The organism is Primorskyibacter sedentarius (assembly GCF_004342065.1).
Classification (GTDB): Bacteria; Pseudomonadota; Alphaproteobacteria; order Rhodobacterales; family Rhodobacteraceae; genus Primorskyibacter; species Primorskyibacter sedentarius.
Genome location: NZ_SLZU01000016.1, coordinates 54,077 through 70,240 on the forward strand (window position 1 = coordinate 54,077; position 16,164 = coordinate 70,240).

Consider the following 16,164-nt stretch of genomic DNA (forward strand, 5'->3'; position numbering starts at 1 on the left):
TTCCCGACACCGCAAGCAGGGGGCAGGCATGAAAATCGCGTTCCAGATGGATCCAATCGAGTCCGTCAACATCGAGGCCGACAGCACGTTCCGGCTTGCCGAAGAGGCACAGGCCCGCGGGCATGAGCTGTTTTACTACCTGCCCGACCAACTGGCCTACCAGGAGGGGCGCATCACCGCGCGCGGTCAGTCGCTGACAGTGCAGCGCAAGCAGGGCGCCCATGCCACGCTGGGCGAGATGCGGGAAGTGGACCTTGCGGAATTCGACGTGGTCTGGCTGCGCCAGGACCCGCCCTTTGACATGCATTACATCACGCTGACGCATCTTCTGGACCGGATTCATCCCGGCACGCTTGTCGTAAACGACCCGTTCTGGGTGCGAAACTACCCGGAAAAACTGCTGGTGCTGGACTTCCCGGACCTGACGCCGCCTACCACGATTGCCCGCGACCTTGCCACGATCAAGGCGTTCAAGGCGAAATATGGGGACGTGATCCTCAAGCCGCTTTACGGCAATGGTGGCGCGGGCGTGTTCCGGCTGGACGCCAATGACCGCAACCTGACCTCTTTGCACGAGCTGTTCACCGGATTCAGCCGCGAACCGTTGATCGTGCAGAAATTCCTGCCTGCTGTGTCCAAGGGCGACAAGCGGGTGATCCTTGTGGACGGCGAACCGGTCGGCGCCATCAACCGCATCCCTGCCGAGGGCGAGACCCGGTCCAACATGCATGTCGGCGGCCGCCCCGAAAAGGTTGCGCTGACAGAGCGGGACCTTGAAATCTGCGCCCGGATCGGGCCGGTACTGCGCGAAAAGGGACAGGTTTTCGTCGGCATCGATGTGATCGGTGACTGGCTGACCGAGATCAACGTGACCTCGCCCACCGGCATCCAGGAGCTGGAGCGTTTTGATGGCGTGAATATCGCCGGCAAGATCTGGGAAGCCATCGAGGCGCGGCGCGCATGAGCTTTCGCAGTGCGGCCCTCAATCACTGGCTGCGCCTGACGGAAAAACCGCATCTTGCGCGGGCGAAATCCCCACAGGCGCTGCGGGCCAGTTTTGAGCGTAAGGCGCGGCTGCTGTTTCGGGCGCCCAAGGGTTGCGCGTTCCAGCCCGGATCCGTGGCAGAGGTTCCGGTGCTTTGGGTATCCGCACCCGAAGCCGATGATGATCTGGTGATCCTGTATTTCCATGGCGGCGGTTATGTCTTCGGTTCGCCCCGGACACATCGGGCCATGCTGGCGAGGCTTTCAAGCCTGTGCAGTGCCTGGAGTTGCCTGCCGGACTATCGTCTGGCACCGGAACATCCCTTTCCCGCAGCGTTCGACGATGCGCTGGCCGTCTACTGTGATCTTCTTGCAGGGGGCACCGCACCGGACCGCATCATTCTTGGCGGCGATAGCGCGGGCGGCGGTCTGGCGCTGGCGCTGTTGGCTGAAATCTGCCGCAGGGATTTGCCGCGACCCGCGGGCTGCTTTGCCTTCTCGCCCCTGACCGATCTGCGGTTTTCCGGCGAAAGCATGCGCAACAACGCGCAAAGCGATGTCGTTCTGCCTGCGGATCGGGCCGCAGACATGGCGGGAATGTACCTTCACGGTGCCGATCCGGACGACCCGCGCGCTTCGCCGCTGCATGGGGACTTTACGGGCTCTGGTCCGGTCTGGCTTACCGTAGGCGATACCGAGATCCTGCTGGATGACACGCGCCGCATGGCGGATGTTCTGCGCGCGCAGGGCGTTGAGGTCGAGATGGTGATAGAGCCGGATCTTCCGCATGTCTGGCCCTTGTTTCACGGAATGATCCCCGAAGCGAGGACCACGTTGCAGCGGCTGGGGCAATGGATCAGGCGTCTCGCGCCACCGTCAGCCGATAGCTGATCGCCTCTGCCACATGTGGGCGGCGCACCTCTGCCGAGCCATCCAGATCGGCAATGGTCCGCGCCACCCGGATCACCCGGTGATAGCCGCGCGCGGTCAACCCCATCCGGTCGGCGGCACGGCCCAGCAGGTCCTTGCCCTCGGCATCTGGGCGCGCGATTTCCTCCAGCACCGCACCTGCGACATCGGCATTGGTGCGCATGTCGGCATGGCCTTCGAACCGCGCGGCCTGAATATCGCGCGCGGCGGACACGCGTGCCGCGATCTCGGCCGAGCTGTCGCCAGAGGGGGGCAGGTCCAGATCGGTAAACGCTACGGGTGGCACCTCGATCCGCAGATCGAACCGGTCCATCAGCGGTCCTGAGATCCGGCCCATGTAGTCTTCGCCACAAGCCGGGGCGCGCGAACAGGCGCGGTCAGGTTCGCTTAGATGGCCGCACCGGCACGGGTTGGCGGCGGCGACCAGCATGAAACGGCACGGATACCGGACATGGGCGCTGGCGCGCGAGATCATGACCTCGCCGGACTCGATGGGCTGGCGCAGGGTTTCCAACACGTTGCGCGGAAATTCGGGGAATTCATCCATGAACAGCACGCCGTTATGCGCAAGGCTGATCTCGCCGGGTTTCGCGCTGCGCCCGCCACCTACTATCGCTGCCATCGAGGCGGTGTGATGCGGTTCCCTGAACGGGCGATGCCGCGAGATGCCGCCCTCGTCCAGAAGCCCGGCGAGGGAATGGATCATCGAGGTCTCCAACGCCTCTGTGGGGCTGAGCGGCGGCAGGATTCCCGGCAGGCGGCTGGCCAACATCGACTTGCCCGATCCCGGAGAGCCCACAAGCATCAGGTGATGACGACCCGCTGCGGCAATCTCTAATGCGCGTTTGGCGCGTTCCTGGCCGCGTACGTCCAGCAGGTCGCGGCCAGTGGGGGGCAGTTGCACCTCGCCCGGTTCGGCGGGCGGCAGCGGCGACTGACCGGTAAAATGACGCACGACATCGGCCAGGGAGTTTGCCCCGATGACCTGACAGCCCCCGACCCAGGCAGCCTCTGCCCCAGAGGCACGCGGGCACAGCAAGGCGCGGTCATCCTCCGCTGCGGCCATGGCGGCGGGCAGCGCGCCCAGAACGGGCACAAGCGATCCGTCAAGCGACAGCTCGCCCAGCGATACGATCCCGGCCACAGCGTCATGGGGGATAATCTCCAACGCCGCGAGCAACCCCAATGCGATGGGCAGGTCGAAATGCGAGCCTTCCTTGGGCAGGTCGGCGGGCGACAGGTTGATCGTGATGCGCTTGGAGGGCAGCGCAATCGCCATGGAGGCCAGCGCCGTGCGCACCCGGTCGCGCGCCTCGGACACGGCCTTGTCCGGCAGGCCCACGATCGAAAAGGCGGGCAGGCCGGGCGTGACAGCGCATTGCACCTCGACGGTGCGCGCCTCGACCCCTTCGAAGGCGACTGTATAGGCGTGTGCAACCATTCCGTCTCATCCCGGCGAATTTGGTTAACGCTAGTCGGGGCGCGGTTTAGGAATGGTTAATGCAAGTGCCGCGCGTCAGAGCAGCGCCGCGAATTTCGGCCAGGCCAACGGATCGGCAACCGTCTTGTCGCGGCAAAACGCATTGCAAAAGCCGAAGACACGCCCATCGATCCGCGCCAGATGCGTTACCGGGTCGCCCGAATAGGGGCAGGTCGCATTCTCGGGCGTGCCCGTATCCACGGCTTCGGCGCGAAGCGGCTCCGGGCCGGGCCAATCCGTCGTCGGAAGGTTCTGCGCATAGCGGTTCAGGGTCTCACCACGCACCAGCCCCATGGCGCGCCAGCGTCGAAACGCAGGCTCTGCCAGATGTGATGCGACATAGGCAGTGGTCACAGGTCCGACAGGCAGCCCGTAGCCCGCAATTCGCGCGGCGACCGGCGCATAAAATGCATCCGCGACCGAATACTCGCCGCACAGCCATTGCGCGGGTTCTCCGACAACGCGTTGGGCATGGGCAAAGATAACCTCCAGCCGGTCAAGATCTGCGCGCAGGGCGTCGGTCATCGCGGTGCCCTTATGCGCCACGCGAAGGTTCATGGGGCAGACGGTTCGCAAGGTGGAAAAGCCGGAATGCATCTCTGCCGTCAGGGCGCGGGCGGTGGCGCGTCTTGCCGGGTCGACGGGCCAATGCCCGGCCCGGGGATGTCGCGTCGCCAGTTCCTCGGCAATGGCCAGCGAATCCCAGACGACCGTTCCTTCCGGGGTAATCAGCGTCGGCACGGTGGCGGCGGGCGCATATGCCGCCAGCTGCTGGCCTACCGGGCCGGATTTGAATTCCACGTTACGGGTCGTGACTTGCAGGCCGAAACGTTCGAACAGCAGCCAGCCGCGCAGCGACCAGCTGGAATAGGCGCGATTGCCGATATGAAGCGTGTATCCCATGCACATAGCAATAGGGCCTGACGGCTCATTGCGGTATTCAAAATTTGCGTTCTGGCCACATGAGAGGCTGATTTTCTGCATGGCTTTGAGGTTTGTGACGGATGCCGCTGGGAATTGTGGTCGCCGGGTATGCCGCCATTAGAGTTCCTGCGAGGCTCGGCTGACCGGCGCGGCGGTTTGTGCAGTAAGCTGTGGAAAGAAGCGCCGTGACGGGGTAGGAATCAGGCATGAAACCTGCGCGACCAGACCTTGCACACTCAGATGACCCTTTGCCGAGGATGCCGCCTTGGGCCCTGTCGGGGCGCGGCGAAACCTTGGAAGAGGCAGCGTTTCTTTCCGGCGCGGCGCTTGCGCATTTGCATGTCGTCTTGAAGCAGGAGAGCGTTCCGCTCGCCTTGCTGCGCGAACGGCTGACGCTTGGCGCGGCGGAGGCCTGCGTTTCGCTGTCCGGGCGGCCGGAACGGGCGAAGGAGTTGCGCGACGAGGTGCATCTTCTGCGGCGGGGCGAAACGCCGGGGCCCGGCGGGGCCGTATTTCAACAATGGCGCGAAGCCGCATCGCGGCCAATCTCAGTCAGGGGATTGGCCAAGACGCTTTCCGGGTTTGCCGCGGAGGACATCGCCGCCTGGCTGGATGCCGGGCAGGGTGGGCCGGTCGGGCGCGCCTCTGCCACGCTGCAAGCTGTGTTGGAGGCTGACCCACGGGCCGAGATGGCTGCGTTCATACTTGCGGATGCCGCATTGGCGCGGGCATTGGGATGGGATCGCATCGTGCCACTATTGGCGGCAAGGCTGCCCGGCCGTGCGCTCAAAGAAAGCGACGATGCATTGCGGCTTGCCTGCCACAAGGCCATTTGGACGGCCGCCCGGGATGCAACGGTGATGGCGGCAGAGCTTGCGCGCCGCGCCGCACGGATGCGGGCCGTTGCGCCAAAGCTGCGCGCAAAGGGCGCGGCCAAAGCGGTCGAGCTGTTCCTGACGCATGATGCGCTGTCCCCTTCCATCGCCCTGACAGACCCGGCATTGGGGATCGGCATGTCCGACCGCGCGGCACGGCGGCTTTGCGACAGATTGGTGGACCTCGGCGCCGTTGTCGAACTGACTGGCCGCGACAGCTTTCGCCTTTACGGGGTTTGAAATGGGCAAGCAACGCACGGAACCGCAATTTGACCGCGAGCTTGGTGACCTCCCCCCCGAGCTTCGCTGGCGCGAATGGATGCGCCGGATCGAGGCCGTTCTGTTCGCGTCTTCCGTCGCTGTCGAGCGCGAGGATTTATCGCGTGTGGTTGGCAAGAGCGCGTCTGTCGATCTGTTGATTGACGACCTGCGCGCGGATTTGGCCGACCGCCCCTATCAGGTTGCCACAGTTGCGGATGGCTGGATTTTGCGCACCCGCCCGGCCTATGCGCCGACCATTCGCGCCGCGGCGGATTTTGGCGAACAGAGCCTGGATCTGAACGAATTCGACGTCGCCGTCCTGGCCGCGATTGCCTATCACCAGCCCATCACGCGCAACGAGCTGAAAGATATTTTCGGGAAAGAAATCAGTCGCGATCTGATCGGTCGGTTGAATGAAAGACGGCTTATCGCGACAGGTCCCAGATCTCCCCGCAGAGGGGCACCCTATACATTTGTCACGACGGACCAGTTCCTGCTGGCCTTCGATCTGGAAAGCCTTCGCGACCTGCCTGACAGAGAGCAGCTTGAGGATGTCGGCATCGTTTCGCGGTCCTGAGACGGCAACGCGCCAAGATTTCCCGAAAGCCCGTCTCGACCAACCGCGAGCGGAGCCGTCCCCTCACGATATGCCGACCCCGTACAGCGACTCCCCGTACGCCGCGCCACTGGCGGAAATGGGTGTGTTCGAGTTGGAAAGCTAAATGATAACAGAGTTTTAACGCCCATTCACAGCGGCTTGACGCTAGGGCGGTCTATTTGGCTCGTTCCGTTGATTCGAACGGATCTGAATTTTCAGGAGAGCAATTATGCCGACTTATATTGGAACAAGCGGAGCTGACGTACGCTACGGTAGCGCTTTGGACGACTATTTTTACCTCTATGCGGGGAATGACCGCGCATACGGGTACGCCGGCAATGACCGCATGTATGGCTATGACGGTAACGACACCCTTTTCGGCGGTGACGACAACGACCTGCTGAGCGGGATGGATGACAACGACTCGCTCGATGGCGGCAACGGCAACGACACGATCTACGGTGGCAATGGCAACGACCGCATCGTGGATTCGTCGGGCGTAAATCTGGTCTATGGTGATGCTGGCAACGACAATATCCGGTCGTCGGGCTATGGCCGCTATTATGGCGGGTCGGATGATGACTACATCTATGCCGGCAATGGCGGAACCGAGTATCTGGATGGCGGCACCGGCACCGACTGGCTGAACACCACATCCTATTCGGGGAACTATACCGTCAACCTCGGCACCGGGGCGACGAATTTCGCGTTTGAGACCTTCGTGAACTTCGAGAACCTGTATTCGGGGTCGGGCAACGACAACCTGACCGGGACCGCGGGTGACAACCGTATCTACGGCAATAACGGCAATGACACGATCGACGGGCTTGCCGGGAACGACTACCTGTCTGGCGGCAATGGGAACGACTCCATTGATGGCGGCGCAGGCAACGACACCGTGTCCGCAGGCGCAGGGAATGACCGCATTGTCGATACGTCGGGCGTAAATCTGGTCTATGGCGATGCTGGCAATGACAATATCCGGTCGTCGGGCTATGGCCGCTATTATGGCGGGTCGGATGATGACTACATCTATGCCGGCAATGGCGGAACCGAGTATCTGGATGGCGGCACCGGCACCGACTGGCTGAACACCACATCCTATTCGGGGAACTATACCGTCAACCTCGGCACCGGGGCGACGAATTTCGCGTTTGAGACCTTCGTGAACTTCGAGAACCTGTATTCGGGGTCGGGCAACGACAACCTGACCGGCACTGCGGGTGACAACCGTATCTACGGCAATAACGGCAACGACACGATCGACGGGCTTGCCGGGAACGACTACCTGTCTGGCGGCAATGGGAACGACTCCATTGATGGCGGCGCAGGCAACGACACCGTGTCCGCAGGCGCAGGGAATGACCGCATTGTCGATACGTCGGGCACCAACCTGGTCTATGGCGGCAGCGGCAACGATAACATCACCTCGTCGGGTTACGGTCGTTACTATGGTCAGTCCGGCAATGACTACATCTACGCCGGCAATGGCGGCGCCGAGATCCTTGATGGCGGCAGCGGCACGGACTGGCTGAACACCACGGCGTGGTCGGGCAACTACACGATCAACATGGGCACGGGCGCGACCAACTATCCGGGCGAGAGCTTCGTGAACTTCGAGAACCTGTATTCGGGTTCGGGCGATGACAACCTGACCGGGACCGCGGGTGACAACCGTATCTACGGCAATAACGGCAACGACACGATCGACGGGCTTGCCGGGAACGACTACCTGTCTGGCGGCAATGGGAACGATTCCATTGATGGCGGCGCAGGCAACGACACCGTGTCCGCAGGCGCAGGGAATGACCGCATTGTCGATACGTCGGGCACAAACCTGGTCTATGGCGGCAGCGGCAACGACAACATCACCTCGTCGGGTTACGGTCGTTACTATGGTCAGTCCGGCAATGACTACATCTATGCCGGCAATGGCGGCGCCGAGATCCTTGATGGCGGCAGCGGCACGGACTGGCTGAACACCACGGCGTGGTCGGGCAACTACACGATCAACATGGGCACGGGCGCGACCAACTATCCGGGCGAGAGCTTCGTGAACTTCGAGAACCTGTATTCGGGTTCGGGCGATGACAACCTGACCGGGACCGCGGGTGACAACCGTATCTACGGCAATAACGGCAACGACACGATCGACGGGCTTGCCGGGAACGACTACCTGTCTGGCGGCAATGGGAACGACTCCATTGATGGCGGCGCAGGCAACGACACCGTGTCCGCAGGTGCAGGGAATGACCGCATTGTCGATACGTCGGGCACAAACCTGGTCTATGGCGGCAGCGGCAACGACAACATCACCTCGTCGGGTTACGGTCGTTACTATGGTCAGTCCGGCAATGACTACATCTATGCCGGCAATGGCGGCGCCGAGATCCTTGATGGCGGCAGCGGCACGGACTGGCTGAACACCACAGCCTGGTCGGGCAACTACACGATCAACATGGGCACGGGCGCGACCAACTATCCGGGCGAGAGCTTCGTGAACTTCGAGAACCTGTATTCGGGTTCGGGCGATGACAACCTGACCGGGACGAATGGCGCCAACCGCATCTACGGCAATAACGGCGATGACCGGATCTATGGTCTTGGCGGCAATGACAACCTTGTTGCCGGTAACGGAGAGGACACTGTCTATGGTGGCAGTGGCAATGATAACCTCTATGGCGGTAACGACAACGACTGGCTGGATGGGGATAGCGGCAACGATTACCTCTCTGGTAACAACGGCAACGACACCCTGATCGGCGACTCCGGTGATGACCGGTTGCGCGGCGGTAACGGTGCGGATCTGTTGGTCGGCGGAAGCGGTGAAGACACGTTTGTCTACTACTCGACATCCGAGTCCGGTGGTGCGAACCGCGATATCATCCAGGGCTTCGACGGGGCCGGTATCCAGTTCACCTTTGCGACCGAAGACAAGATCGACCTGTCCGGAATCGATGCCAACACGTTGGTTGCGGGCAATCAGGCCTTCTCGTGGCAGGGCGTCGATTCGACCCTGTCTGCCGGGCAGCTTGGCGTGATCAATGTCGGTACAGAGACCTGGGTGATCGGGAACACCGATGCCGACGCGACATGGGAACTGGCCATCCGCATTCAGGACGGCGCGACCGTCGCGAGCGACTACTGGGGTGGCGACTTCGTCCTATGATCATGGCGTGTGCCATAGATCCTCGTCTCGAGGAGAAAAAACAGGGGGGCGGCGAGCAATCGCCGTCCCCCGAAGCCCGTTGCCCGGGTTGCAGATCGCGCCACCCGGCGTCGCCAGTTCACACGGGCACTGCCGATCTTGCACCGGCGAGGGGCCTGAGGGGCGTCCCGTCGGCATCCTATGAAGTTTTAGATGTGGTGAAGGGGTGCTTGTCAGTTGCTTGGGTGGGACGCGGCGATGTGCGCCGCGACCCGATGCAAACCCTAGAGCAGGCCGCTTTCGGTCACCGCCAGCAATTTCGTGCCTCGCAGCGATGCCACGGGATAGCTCCTGTCGGCCATGCGTTGCAGGCTGAAACCGGGCTCCAGCGATTGGAGCGTGCACAACGCCCGCGCCGCGCCTATCTCGTCCCCGTCATGGAACCGCAGCGCGCTGAGAAAGCGCAGCGGTGGCCTGAAGGTCGGGGCCAGAAAATGCGAAAGCTCTGCATGTTTGCGAGCTTCGGAAAACCGGTGCAGCTGAATGGCGGTCGAGGCACAGATGGCGTGCCACCAGCTCAGGTTGGGTTGCCCGGCGGCGAGATGCAGCGCCCGTTGCGCAACGGCGTAGCCTTGCTTCGGGCGGTTGCTGCGGGCAAGCGCCTGCGCATAGATCGCCTGAATGAACGGATTTCTGGGCCGTCTCTCGGCGCTAAGCCGTGCCAGCTCACCCGCCAGCTCGACCTTGCCTTCGACATGCAGCGCCACTTCTGCCGCGATGGCCGAGACGACGGGGTCGTCCGTGGACAGCGAAATCGCGGCCCGGCTGAACTCGGTCGCCTCGCCAAAGGCATTATTGTCCGGCCGCGCGTTTTCCAACAGGGACACAAGCCGCAGGCGGGCGCGCCAGGCAAGTTGAATGGCGCGGGTCTGCGCAGTGTCGGCATGCCGGCTGAACCATGCTTCGAACCGTTCCAGCTTGGGCCCGGCCTGAAATGGAAAATGCGCGTACATCTGATAGGCCAGCATCGCGTCATCGGGCTCGCCTTCAGGGCCGAGCTGGCCGAAATAGGCGCTGGACGCCGCCGCGGCCTCGATCAGGAGCCGGTCAAACTGCGGATTCTGGTTCACGCCGGGCGCGTTCCGGCAGGCAACATCGCCGAACCAGATGGCTCTGGGCACGTCAACCTCGGAAAGCTGGACCTGAAAACTCATGCCCGGTCCCTGCCGCATGGCCCGCACCTTGACGGCGAGCCGCTTTCCGTGGCCCGGTGTTCTGTGGTCCAGCAGCACGTCGGCGTCGCCAATCTGTGCGATATGGGTCGCGACATCGGCCGACAGAATTTCCGCATGGGCGCGGACAGACGGATCATCGCAAACCGGCGGGCAGATCACTATGGCAGGGCGCGCCGCCTCGATCACCTTGGGTGGGGCAACGCGTTCTGCAAGAACCTGCATGGCCGATGCCGATGCAGGCAGTTTTTCGCAGGCATCCGCGAATTCGGACCGGCGGTCGCGCAGCCAGTCTTCGAATTCCGGATCGGCCACGTCCAGCCCTTCCGCGAATTCAGGGATCTCGATGCAGTTGCGGGGCAAGGCAAGGTCGATCCTGATGCGCGCCGGATTCAGCGCGGCAGAGCCGTTATCGATGATCAACAGGTCCGGAACGCTTCCGGGCAGTTTGCGCGCCGCGCTCAGCGCCTGCCGCAGGCTGGCGCCGCCACGTTCGGGGTCGGATCTGCTCCACAGCATGTCCTGAAGAAACGCCCGTGGACGGCACATGCTGGTGCCCGTGCCAATGAGCACGAGCAGCGCTTTCAACTTGGCCGCTTTCGGTGTGATGTCCAGCCCGTCGGACCGGATCAGGCGCACCGGCCCGGCCAGTTTGAGAATGAAATCGTGGGAGGATGACATCATTTTTCGTGACCACCCATATATGTAAATTTACGTGATATGGATTTGAGCCTAGCCCTTGTTGAATGGGGGCGAAAGTAAGGAATTCCATAGCTCCCACCCGCCACATGGGCAGGGATACCAGCATTGACGTGGTTCGGATTCAGACCAAGAATAACCAGAAGATATATAGTATACCTTTGAAAAAGGCAGGATATTCCCATGTCGGTTCAATCAGTCCAGACGCTCGTTTCAACCCAATCCACTCAGTCGACCCAGTCGACTCAGTCCACGCAATCCACTCAGGCGAGGGGGGTCGTCACAGGCGACGCCAACCCGCTTTTGTCGGCGGCGCTTGCAACCAGCCATGACGGTATCGCGGCGACCGAGGTTCTGGATTTCGCCGAGATCGAGCACAAGAGCGCGCTGTTGAAATCGGCCCGCACCGATCTGCACGGATTGCTTGCCTCCGACGACAGCGAGCTGCCACGACGGCCCGCCGATCCGTATTTTCTTCAGTCGGTCGTATCGGGGCTTATCCAGTCCACCCGGGTCGATCTTGGCGAGGGAAAGGCGAGCCTGCACGCGCGGGTTTCCGGCAAGGGCGGCGCGCTGGCCGAGGGGTTTTCGGGCGAGCCGTTCATGCAGATGACCTGCCCGGACATCGACGATCTGGCCGAACAAGTGCCCTTCGTCCAAAGCTATGCCGATCTGCGCGACGAACGTATGCCAGAGATCATCGTACAGCTTGGCGACATCCTTTCCTTTTTCGCGTCCGGCGACCTGCTTGATACGGAGCGCACGCCTTACACGCTGTTGCTGCTTGATGCCGCGACCGGCTTCGCGGGCGGGCTCATCCAGCGCATCAAGCTGGGTTTCGATGCGCCGCGCCCCGTTCAGTTTTCGATGCAGGTCCAGCCGATCATCGCCACGCCGACGCATGGGACATTGCCAAGCGGGCATGCGACGGAGGCCTTCATGATGGCCGCTATCCTGACGCTTCTGCGGGGCGGCGATCCAACAAGCGCCGCGGCAGATATGGCGCAGCGCTTTCGCCTTGCCGCCCGGATCGCCGCGAACCGGACAGTGGCCGGTGTGCATTTCCCTATCGATAGCGCCGCAGGCTCCGTTCTTGGCCTGGCTCTTGGGGAGCATCTGGCGGCCGTGGCCGGGGTTGACGGGCCCGCGCCGGGCAATTGGCGCTTTGATGGCACCGCCTGGGACAACAGGGATTTTCATCACGGTGTCGTATCGGATTTCGCGCAGGCCGCGTCATCCGGCAAGGATCCGGCGGTGACACGGGGCAAGGACGATGCGCTGCGCGCGCCGGATGACCTGTGGTCCAGACTGTGGAAGAAGGCGGCGGCAGAGCATCTGCCATCGGGAGGTTGAGCCATGACACGACACGCCGAATGGACGCATATCGAATCGCTGCCGCCGGGAGGGCGCATCTCTCCGTATATTCACTGGACATCCGCGTGGTCGCATATGGGGGACGCGCTTGCCGCGCAGGATCTGTTGCAGACGGATTGCCCGTGGCTGGCCCGTGCCATCCGCAAATCGCTTGGCGATGCGGCGGAGCCCTGGGCCCGGCTGTTGCACAACGTCCTGCCGCATCACGCCCTTCCGTCCACGGAAAAGACCGAAGGCGCAGCGCAGGAGGAAACCCCCGGGGTCGTGCACCGCATTCCCGTGGCGACGGATACGGTTATTTTAGGCATCATTGATGACGCGACCGCCTTTGCGCATGAACGTTTCAGACTGCCGGACGGGCAGAGCCGGGTCGACTATCTTTGGCTGCAAAGCGCGCCGCATGATCCGGGTAAGCGCGCCACCCCCTTTGGCAAGGAGTTCGACAGGCATGGTGTCGAAGAGCTGATCGACCGATCTCGCAGGGGGCGAAGCGGTGAAATCGTCGACGAAGAGGGCCTCTACCGTGCGGCCGGGGCGCTCGATATGGGGCGCGGGACGCCTCAGTCGCTTGCCCGCGCTGCAAGTCACGGAACGGCTGTCGCCGACCTTGCGGGTGGGTTCAGCGCCGCACATGTCCCCGCCGACGCGGCGCCGCAGCCTTCCCGAAACCTCATGGAGATTGCGCCGGATGCGTTCGATCTGGCCATCGTCTCGCTGCCGGAGCGGTTGGTGATGGACACGTCCGGAACCTTCGCCGAGATATTCATCATCCTCGGCATCCTGCGCCTTGTCGATCATGCAGAGCAGCGGAGCCAGCGCGAGGGGCGGGACTATCCGCTTGTCATCAATATCAGCCTTGGGCTGACCGCCGGGCCACGGGACGGGTCCAGCCTTCTGGACAGGTTCATCGCCGCGATAGAGGCTGAGCGCCCACGCGACCGGGTCCCGATCCGCTTTGTGCTGCCCGCCGGGAATTTTCGGCAAGCGCAGGTGCATGCCGTGTTGGAAGCGCCGCTGGATGAGGCAGCGCCGCCGCTTTTCTGGCAGATCCTGCCCGACGATCGCACCCCCAGCTTTCTGGAAATCTGGTCGTCACCTCTGCGCGAAAGGCCGCAGCATGTGCCTTTTGACGTCGCCATTCAGCCCTCGGGTCACGCTATAGCCGCCGCGTTGGAAACGGTGCCGCTTGATGGCGTTTTCGATCTGTTCACTGACGAGGGGCGTCAGATTGCGCGCTGTTATACGCAATGGGTTCCGCAACGGAGTGACAGGCCTGCCTCTGCCGGACGCGTGCGCGTGACGCTGGCGTTGCCGCCCACTGTGCCGGGCCAGCCGGGCCGCCCCTGCGCGACACCGGGGGCATGGCGTCTGCTGATCACGTCCGAAATGGCCGATGTCTCGGATGCGGGCTGGCCGCTCGATCTCGTGGTGCAAAGGGATGACATGATCCCCGGATATCGCGGCGGGGGGCGGCAATCCTTCCTGCGCGATGCGCGATACACGCGGGTGGATGACCGAGGCGTCACCGTGACACGGGACGCACCCGGCCCGGACGGGTCGTATTCCCATGTCCGGCGCGCTGGAACCATCAACGCCTTCGCCTCTGCGCCAGAGGTCGTGGTCGTGGGCGGGTGCTACGCGGATACTCTGGAACCGGTGGATTATTCCGGCGAAGGCGGCCTGGAGGGTCTGGGCCTGCGGGCCGTGGATGCAAGTGCGCCGTCATCTATGCGGCGTATGCGGGCCTTCATTTCCGCCGCAGGATCGCGCAGCGGCAGCCGCGTCGGGGTCGGGGGTACATCCATCGCGGCACCGGTCATGTCACGAGAGCTGGCAAAGGCGATGCGGCCGATGAACGAGCGCCCGAAGCTGAGTGGCGTTCCCCTGTTGCGGCGGTCGCCCGATGATACCATTCCGCCGCCTGTCCTGCCGGTGGGGGAATCCACGCCGGAGCGCTATTGGGAAAAATCCACTTCGGGCAGTTCGGCACTCGCATCCGGAGCGTCCTGACCTGTCGACACGCTCGGCCCATGCGCAGGCTGGCCCATCGCATTGGGGCGGCATCCCCTGCCGAAGCGCGCGTTCCCATACGCCCGACAGGCGCTTTTGTGTCGATCCGGCAGTGGTTGCAGCGGATCGCCAAGCCAAACCTCTGATCTGCGGCACGTGTGGCGCTTGAGGCTCTGCGCGCAGACGGATATGTCTGCCCGGAACCGTCCGCAGGAGCCGTCATGCCCGTTTTTCTAGATACCACACAGCCGGATTTCGAAGCGCGCTTTGCCGCGGTGCTTGCTGCAAAGCGCGAAGACAGCCCGGATGTCGATGACGTGGTCGCGGCAATCATTGCAGATGTGCGCGCGCGCGGGGACGCGGCCGTGCTGGAACTGACCGCAAAGTTCGACCGGTTGGAGCTGACAGCCGACAGGCTGGCCTTCACGCCGGACGAGGTCGAGGCGGAATGCGCCAAGGTGTCGCCCGAGGATCGCCGCGCGCTGGAAATCGCAGCCGAACGCATCCGCGCCTATCACGTTCGCCAGATCCCCGAGGATGCGCAATGGACAGACCCCGAAGGTGCCACGCTTGGCTGGCGCTGGACGCCGGTCTCTGCTGCGGGTCTTTATGTGCCGGGCGGCCTTGCCAGCTATCCGTCCTCTGTCCTGATGAACGCCATCCCTGCCAAGGTGGCGGGGGTGTCGCGGCTGGCCATCACCGTGCCCACGCCCGATGGCATCGTGAACCCTTTGGTTCTGTGTGCCGCAAGGCTTGCCGGGGTGGATGAGGTCTACCGGATCGGCGGCGCGCAGGCGATTGCCGCCCTGGCCTATGGCACGGATACCATCGCCCCGGTGGACAAGATTACAGGGCCCGGCAACGCCTTTGTTGCCGCCGCCAAGCGCCGTGTGTTCGGCAAGGTCGGGATCGACATGATCGCGGGCCCGTCCGAAATCCTTGTCATTGCAGATGCCGAGAACGATCCCGACTGGATCGCGCTCGACCTGATGAGCCAGGCCGAACATGACGAAAGCGCGCAGTCGATCCTGATCACCGACAATGCCGCCTTTGGTCAGCGCGTGGCAGAGGCGGTGGAAACCCGGCTCCAGACGCTTGAACGGCGGGCCATCGCGGGGACAAGCTGGCGCGATTTCGGTGCCGTGATCGTCGTGCGGGATCTGGATGAGGCCGCCGCATTGTCCGACCGCATTGCGCCGGAACATCTTGAGCTCTGCGTGGCCAATCCAGAGGCGTTGTCCGAAAAGGTCACACATGCCGGCGCGATTTTCCTGGGTCAGTGGACGCCAGAGGCCATCGGGGACTACGTGGGCGGGCCGAACCACGTCCTTCCCACGGCCCGCTCGGCGCGGTTTTCATCCGGCCTGTCGGTGATGGATTTCATCAAACGCACGACGCTGGCCAAGATGACGCCCTCTGCCTTGCGCGCAATCGGACCCGCCGCTGAACGGCTCGCGACGTCTGAATCGCTCGAAGCGCATGGCCTGTCGGTCACTGCGCGGCTGAAAAAGCTGAACGACGGCTGATGCGTCCGCATATGGGGTGCGGTCGGGTAAGGCGTTAAATCGCCGTGGAAAATCGTCAATTTCCGCCGCAAACGGCGCCGCAAGAATTTTGTCACACCCTATGGCTGACGCGGCGCTACTTCC

At 63.1% G+C, this 16,164-nt stretch carries 11 protein-coding genes; 8 read left to right on the top strand and 3 right to left on the bottom strand.

From position 1 onward, the window contains the following. Nucleotides 1–28: 28 nt before the first annotated feature. On the top strand, nucleotides 29–964 hold the full coding sequence (gshB, locus tag EDD52_RS17845; protein ID WP_132247495.1) for a glutathione synthase: 936 nt from the start codon (nucleotides 29–31) through the stop codon (nucleotides 962–964). After that, nucleotides 961–1,875 (top strand): alpha/beta hydrolase, encoded by a 915-nt coding sequence (locus EDD52_RS17850; protein WP_132247497.1) that lies wholly within the window; start codon nucleotides 961–963, stop codon nucleotides 1,873–1,875. Before gshB ends, EDD52_RS17850 begins: the two co-directional genes overlap by 4 nt. Here EDD52_RS17850 and EDD52_RS17855 read toward each other — a convergent pair. Both EDD52_RS17855 and EDD52_RS17860 read right to left on the bottom strand, forming a co-directional pair. Next, nucleotides 1,841–3,355: a YifB family Mg chelatase-like AAA ATPase gene (locus tag EDD52_RS17855; protein ID WP_132247499.1), complete on the bottom strand. Its 1,515-nt coding sequence runs from the start codon at nucleotides 3,353–3,355 to the stop codon at nucleotides 1,841–1,843. The two genes, EDD52_RS17850 and EDD52_RS17855, sit on opposite strands and share 35 nt — an antisense overlap. Before the next feature lie 75 nt (nucleotides 3,356–3,430). Continuing rightward, on the bottom strand, nucleotides 3,431–4,297 hold the full coding sequence (locus EDD52_RS17860; RefSeq protein WP_132247501.1) for a glutathione S-transferase family protein: 867 nt from the start codon (nucleotides 4,295–4,297) through the stop codon (nucleotides 3,431–3,433). 227 nt (nucleotides 4,298–4,524) lie between these two features. Here EDD52_RS17860 and EDD52_RS17865 point away from each other — a divergent pair, with 227 nt between their 5' ends. From EDD52_RS17865 to EDD52_RS17875, 3 genes are all read left to right on the top strand, one after another. Beyond that, nucleotides 4,525–5,433, top strand: a complete 909-nt coding sequence (locus EDD52_RS17865) for a DUF1403 family protein (RefSeq protein WP_132247503.1) — start codon at nucleotides 4,525–4,527, stop codon at nucleotides 5,431–5,433. A gap of 1 nt (nucleotide 5,434) precedes the next feature. Continuing rightward, a complete protein-coding gene (gene scpB / locus EDD52_RS17870; RefSeq protein WP_132247505.1) occupies nucleotides 5,435–6,031 on the top strand; it encodes an SMC-Scp complex subunit ScpB in 597 nt (198 codons plus the stop codon). A gap of 250 nt (nucleotides 6,032–6,281) precedes the next feature. Next, on the top strand, nucleotides 6,282–9,221 hold the full coding sequence (locus EDD52_RS17875; RefSeq protein ID WP_132247507.1) for a beta strand repeat-containing protein: 2,940 nt from the start codon (nucleotides 6,282–6,284) through the stop codon (nucleotides 9,219–9,221). Between the two features lie 263 nt (nucleotides 9,222–9,484). Here the strand turns inward: EDD52_RS17875 and EDD52_RS17880 are convergent, their stop codons facing one another. Further along, nucleotides 9,485–11,113: an AfsR/SARP family transcriptional regulator gene (locus tag EDD52_RS17880; protein WP_132247509.1), complete on the bottom strand. Its 1,629-nt coding sequence runs from the start codon at nucleotides 11,111–11,113 to the stop codon at nucleotides 9,485–9,487. Between the two features lie 201 nt (nucleotides 11,114–11,314). Here EDD52_RS17880 and EDD52_RS17885 point away from each other — a divergent pair, with 201 nt between their 5' ends. The 3 genes from EDD52_RS17885 (at nucleotide 11,315) to hisD (ending at nucleotide 16,041) form a co-directional block, all read left to right on the top strand. Beyond that, nucleotides 11,315–12,484 carry a phosphatase PAP2 family protein gene (locus EDD52_RS17885; protein ID WP_132247511.1) on the top strand — a complete coding sequence of 390 codons (1,170 nt, stop codon included), beginning with the start codon at nucleotides 11,315–11,317 and terminating at the stop codon, nucleotides 12,482–12,484. 3 nt (nucleotides 12,485–12,487) lie between these two features. After that, entirely contained in the window at nucleotides 12,488–14,515 is a 2,028-nt protein-coding gene (locus tag EDD52_RS17890; protein ID WP_132247513.1) for a S8/S53 family peptidase, read from the top strand. Nucleotides 14,516–14,736: 221 nt separating this feature from the next. Next, entirely contained in the window at nucleotides 14,737–16,041 is a 1,305-nt protein-coding gene (gene hisD, locus EDD52_RS17895) for a histidinol dehydrogenase (protein WP_132247515.1), read from the top strand. Nucleotides 16,042–16,164 lie beyond the last annotated feature (123 nt).

What these genes read in the sequence shown, in the direction of transcription:
- EDD52_RS17890 (WP_132247513.1), top strand. Translation starts at nt 12,488, where the DNA reads ATGACACGACACGCCGAATGGACGCATATCGAATCGCTGCCGCCGGGA.
- EDD52_RS17880 (WP_132247509.1), bottom strand. Translation starts at nt 11,113, where the DNA reads ATGTCATCCTCCCACGATTTCATTCTCAAACTGGCCGGGCCGGTGCGC.
- EDD52_RS17860 (WP_132247501.1), bottom strand. Translation starts at nt 4,297, where the DNA reads ATGGGATACACGCTTCATATCGGCAATCGCGCCTATTCCAGCTGGTCG.
- scpB (WP_132247505.1), top strand. Translation starts at nt 5,435, where the DNA reads ATGGGCAAGCAACGCACGGAACCGCAATTTGACCGCGAGCTTGGTGAC.
- EDD52_RS17885 (WP_132247511.1), top strand. Translation starts at nt 11,315, where the DNA reads ATGTCGGTTCAATCAGTCCAGACGCTCGTTTCAACCCAATCCACTCAG.
- gshB (WP_132247495.1), top strand. Translation starts at nt 29, where the DNA reads ATGAAAATCGCGTTCCAGATGGATCCAATCGAGTCCGTCAACATCGAG.
- hisD (WP_132247515.1), top strand. Translation starts at nt 14,737, where the DNA reads ATGCCCGTTTTTCTAGATACCACACAGCCGGATTTCGAAGCGCGCTTT.
- EDD52_RS17855 (WP_132247499.1), bottom strand. Translation starts at nt 3,355, where the DNA reads ATGGTTGCACACGCCTATACAGTCGCCTTCGAAGGGGTCGAGGCGCGC.
- EDD52_RS17865 (WP_132247503.1), top strand. Translation starts at nt 4,525, where the DNA reads ATGAAACCTGCGCGACCAGACCTTGCACACTCAGATGACCCTTTGCCG.
- EDD52_RS17850 (WP_132247497.1), top strand. Translation starts at nt 961, where the DNA reads ATGAGCTTTCGCAGTGCGGCCCTCAATCACTGGCTGCGCCTGACGGAA.
- EDD52_RS17875 (WP_132247507.1), top strand. Translation starts at nt 6,282, where the DNA reads ATGCCGACTTATATTGGAACAAGCGGAGCTGACGTACGCTACGGTAGC.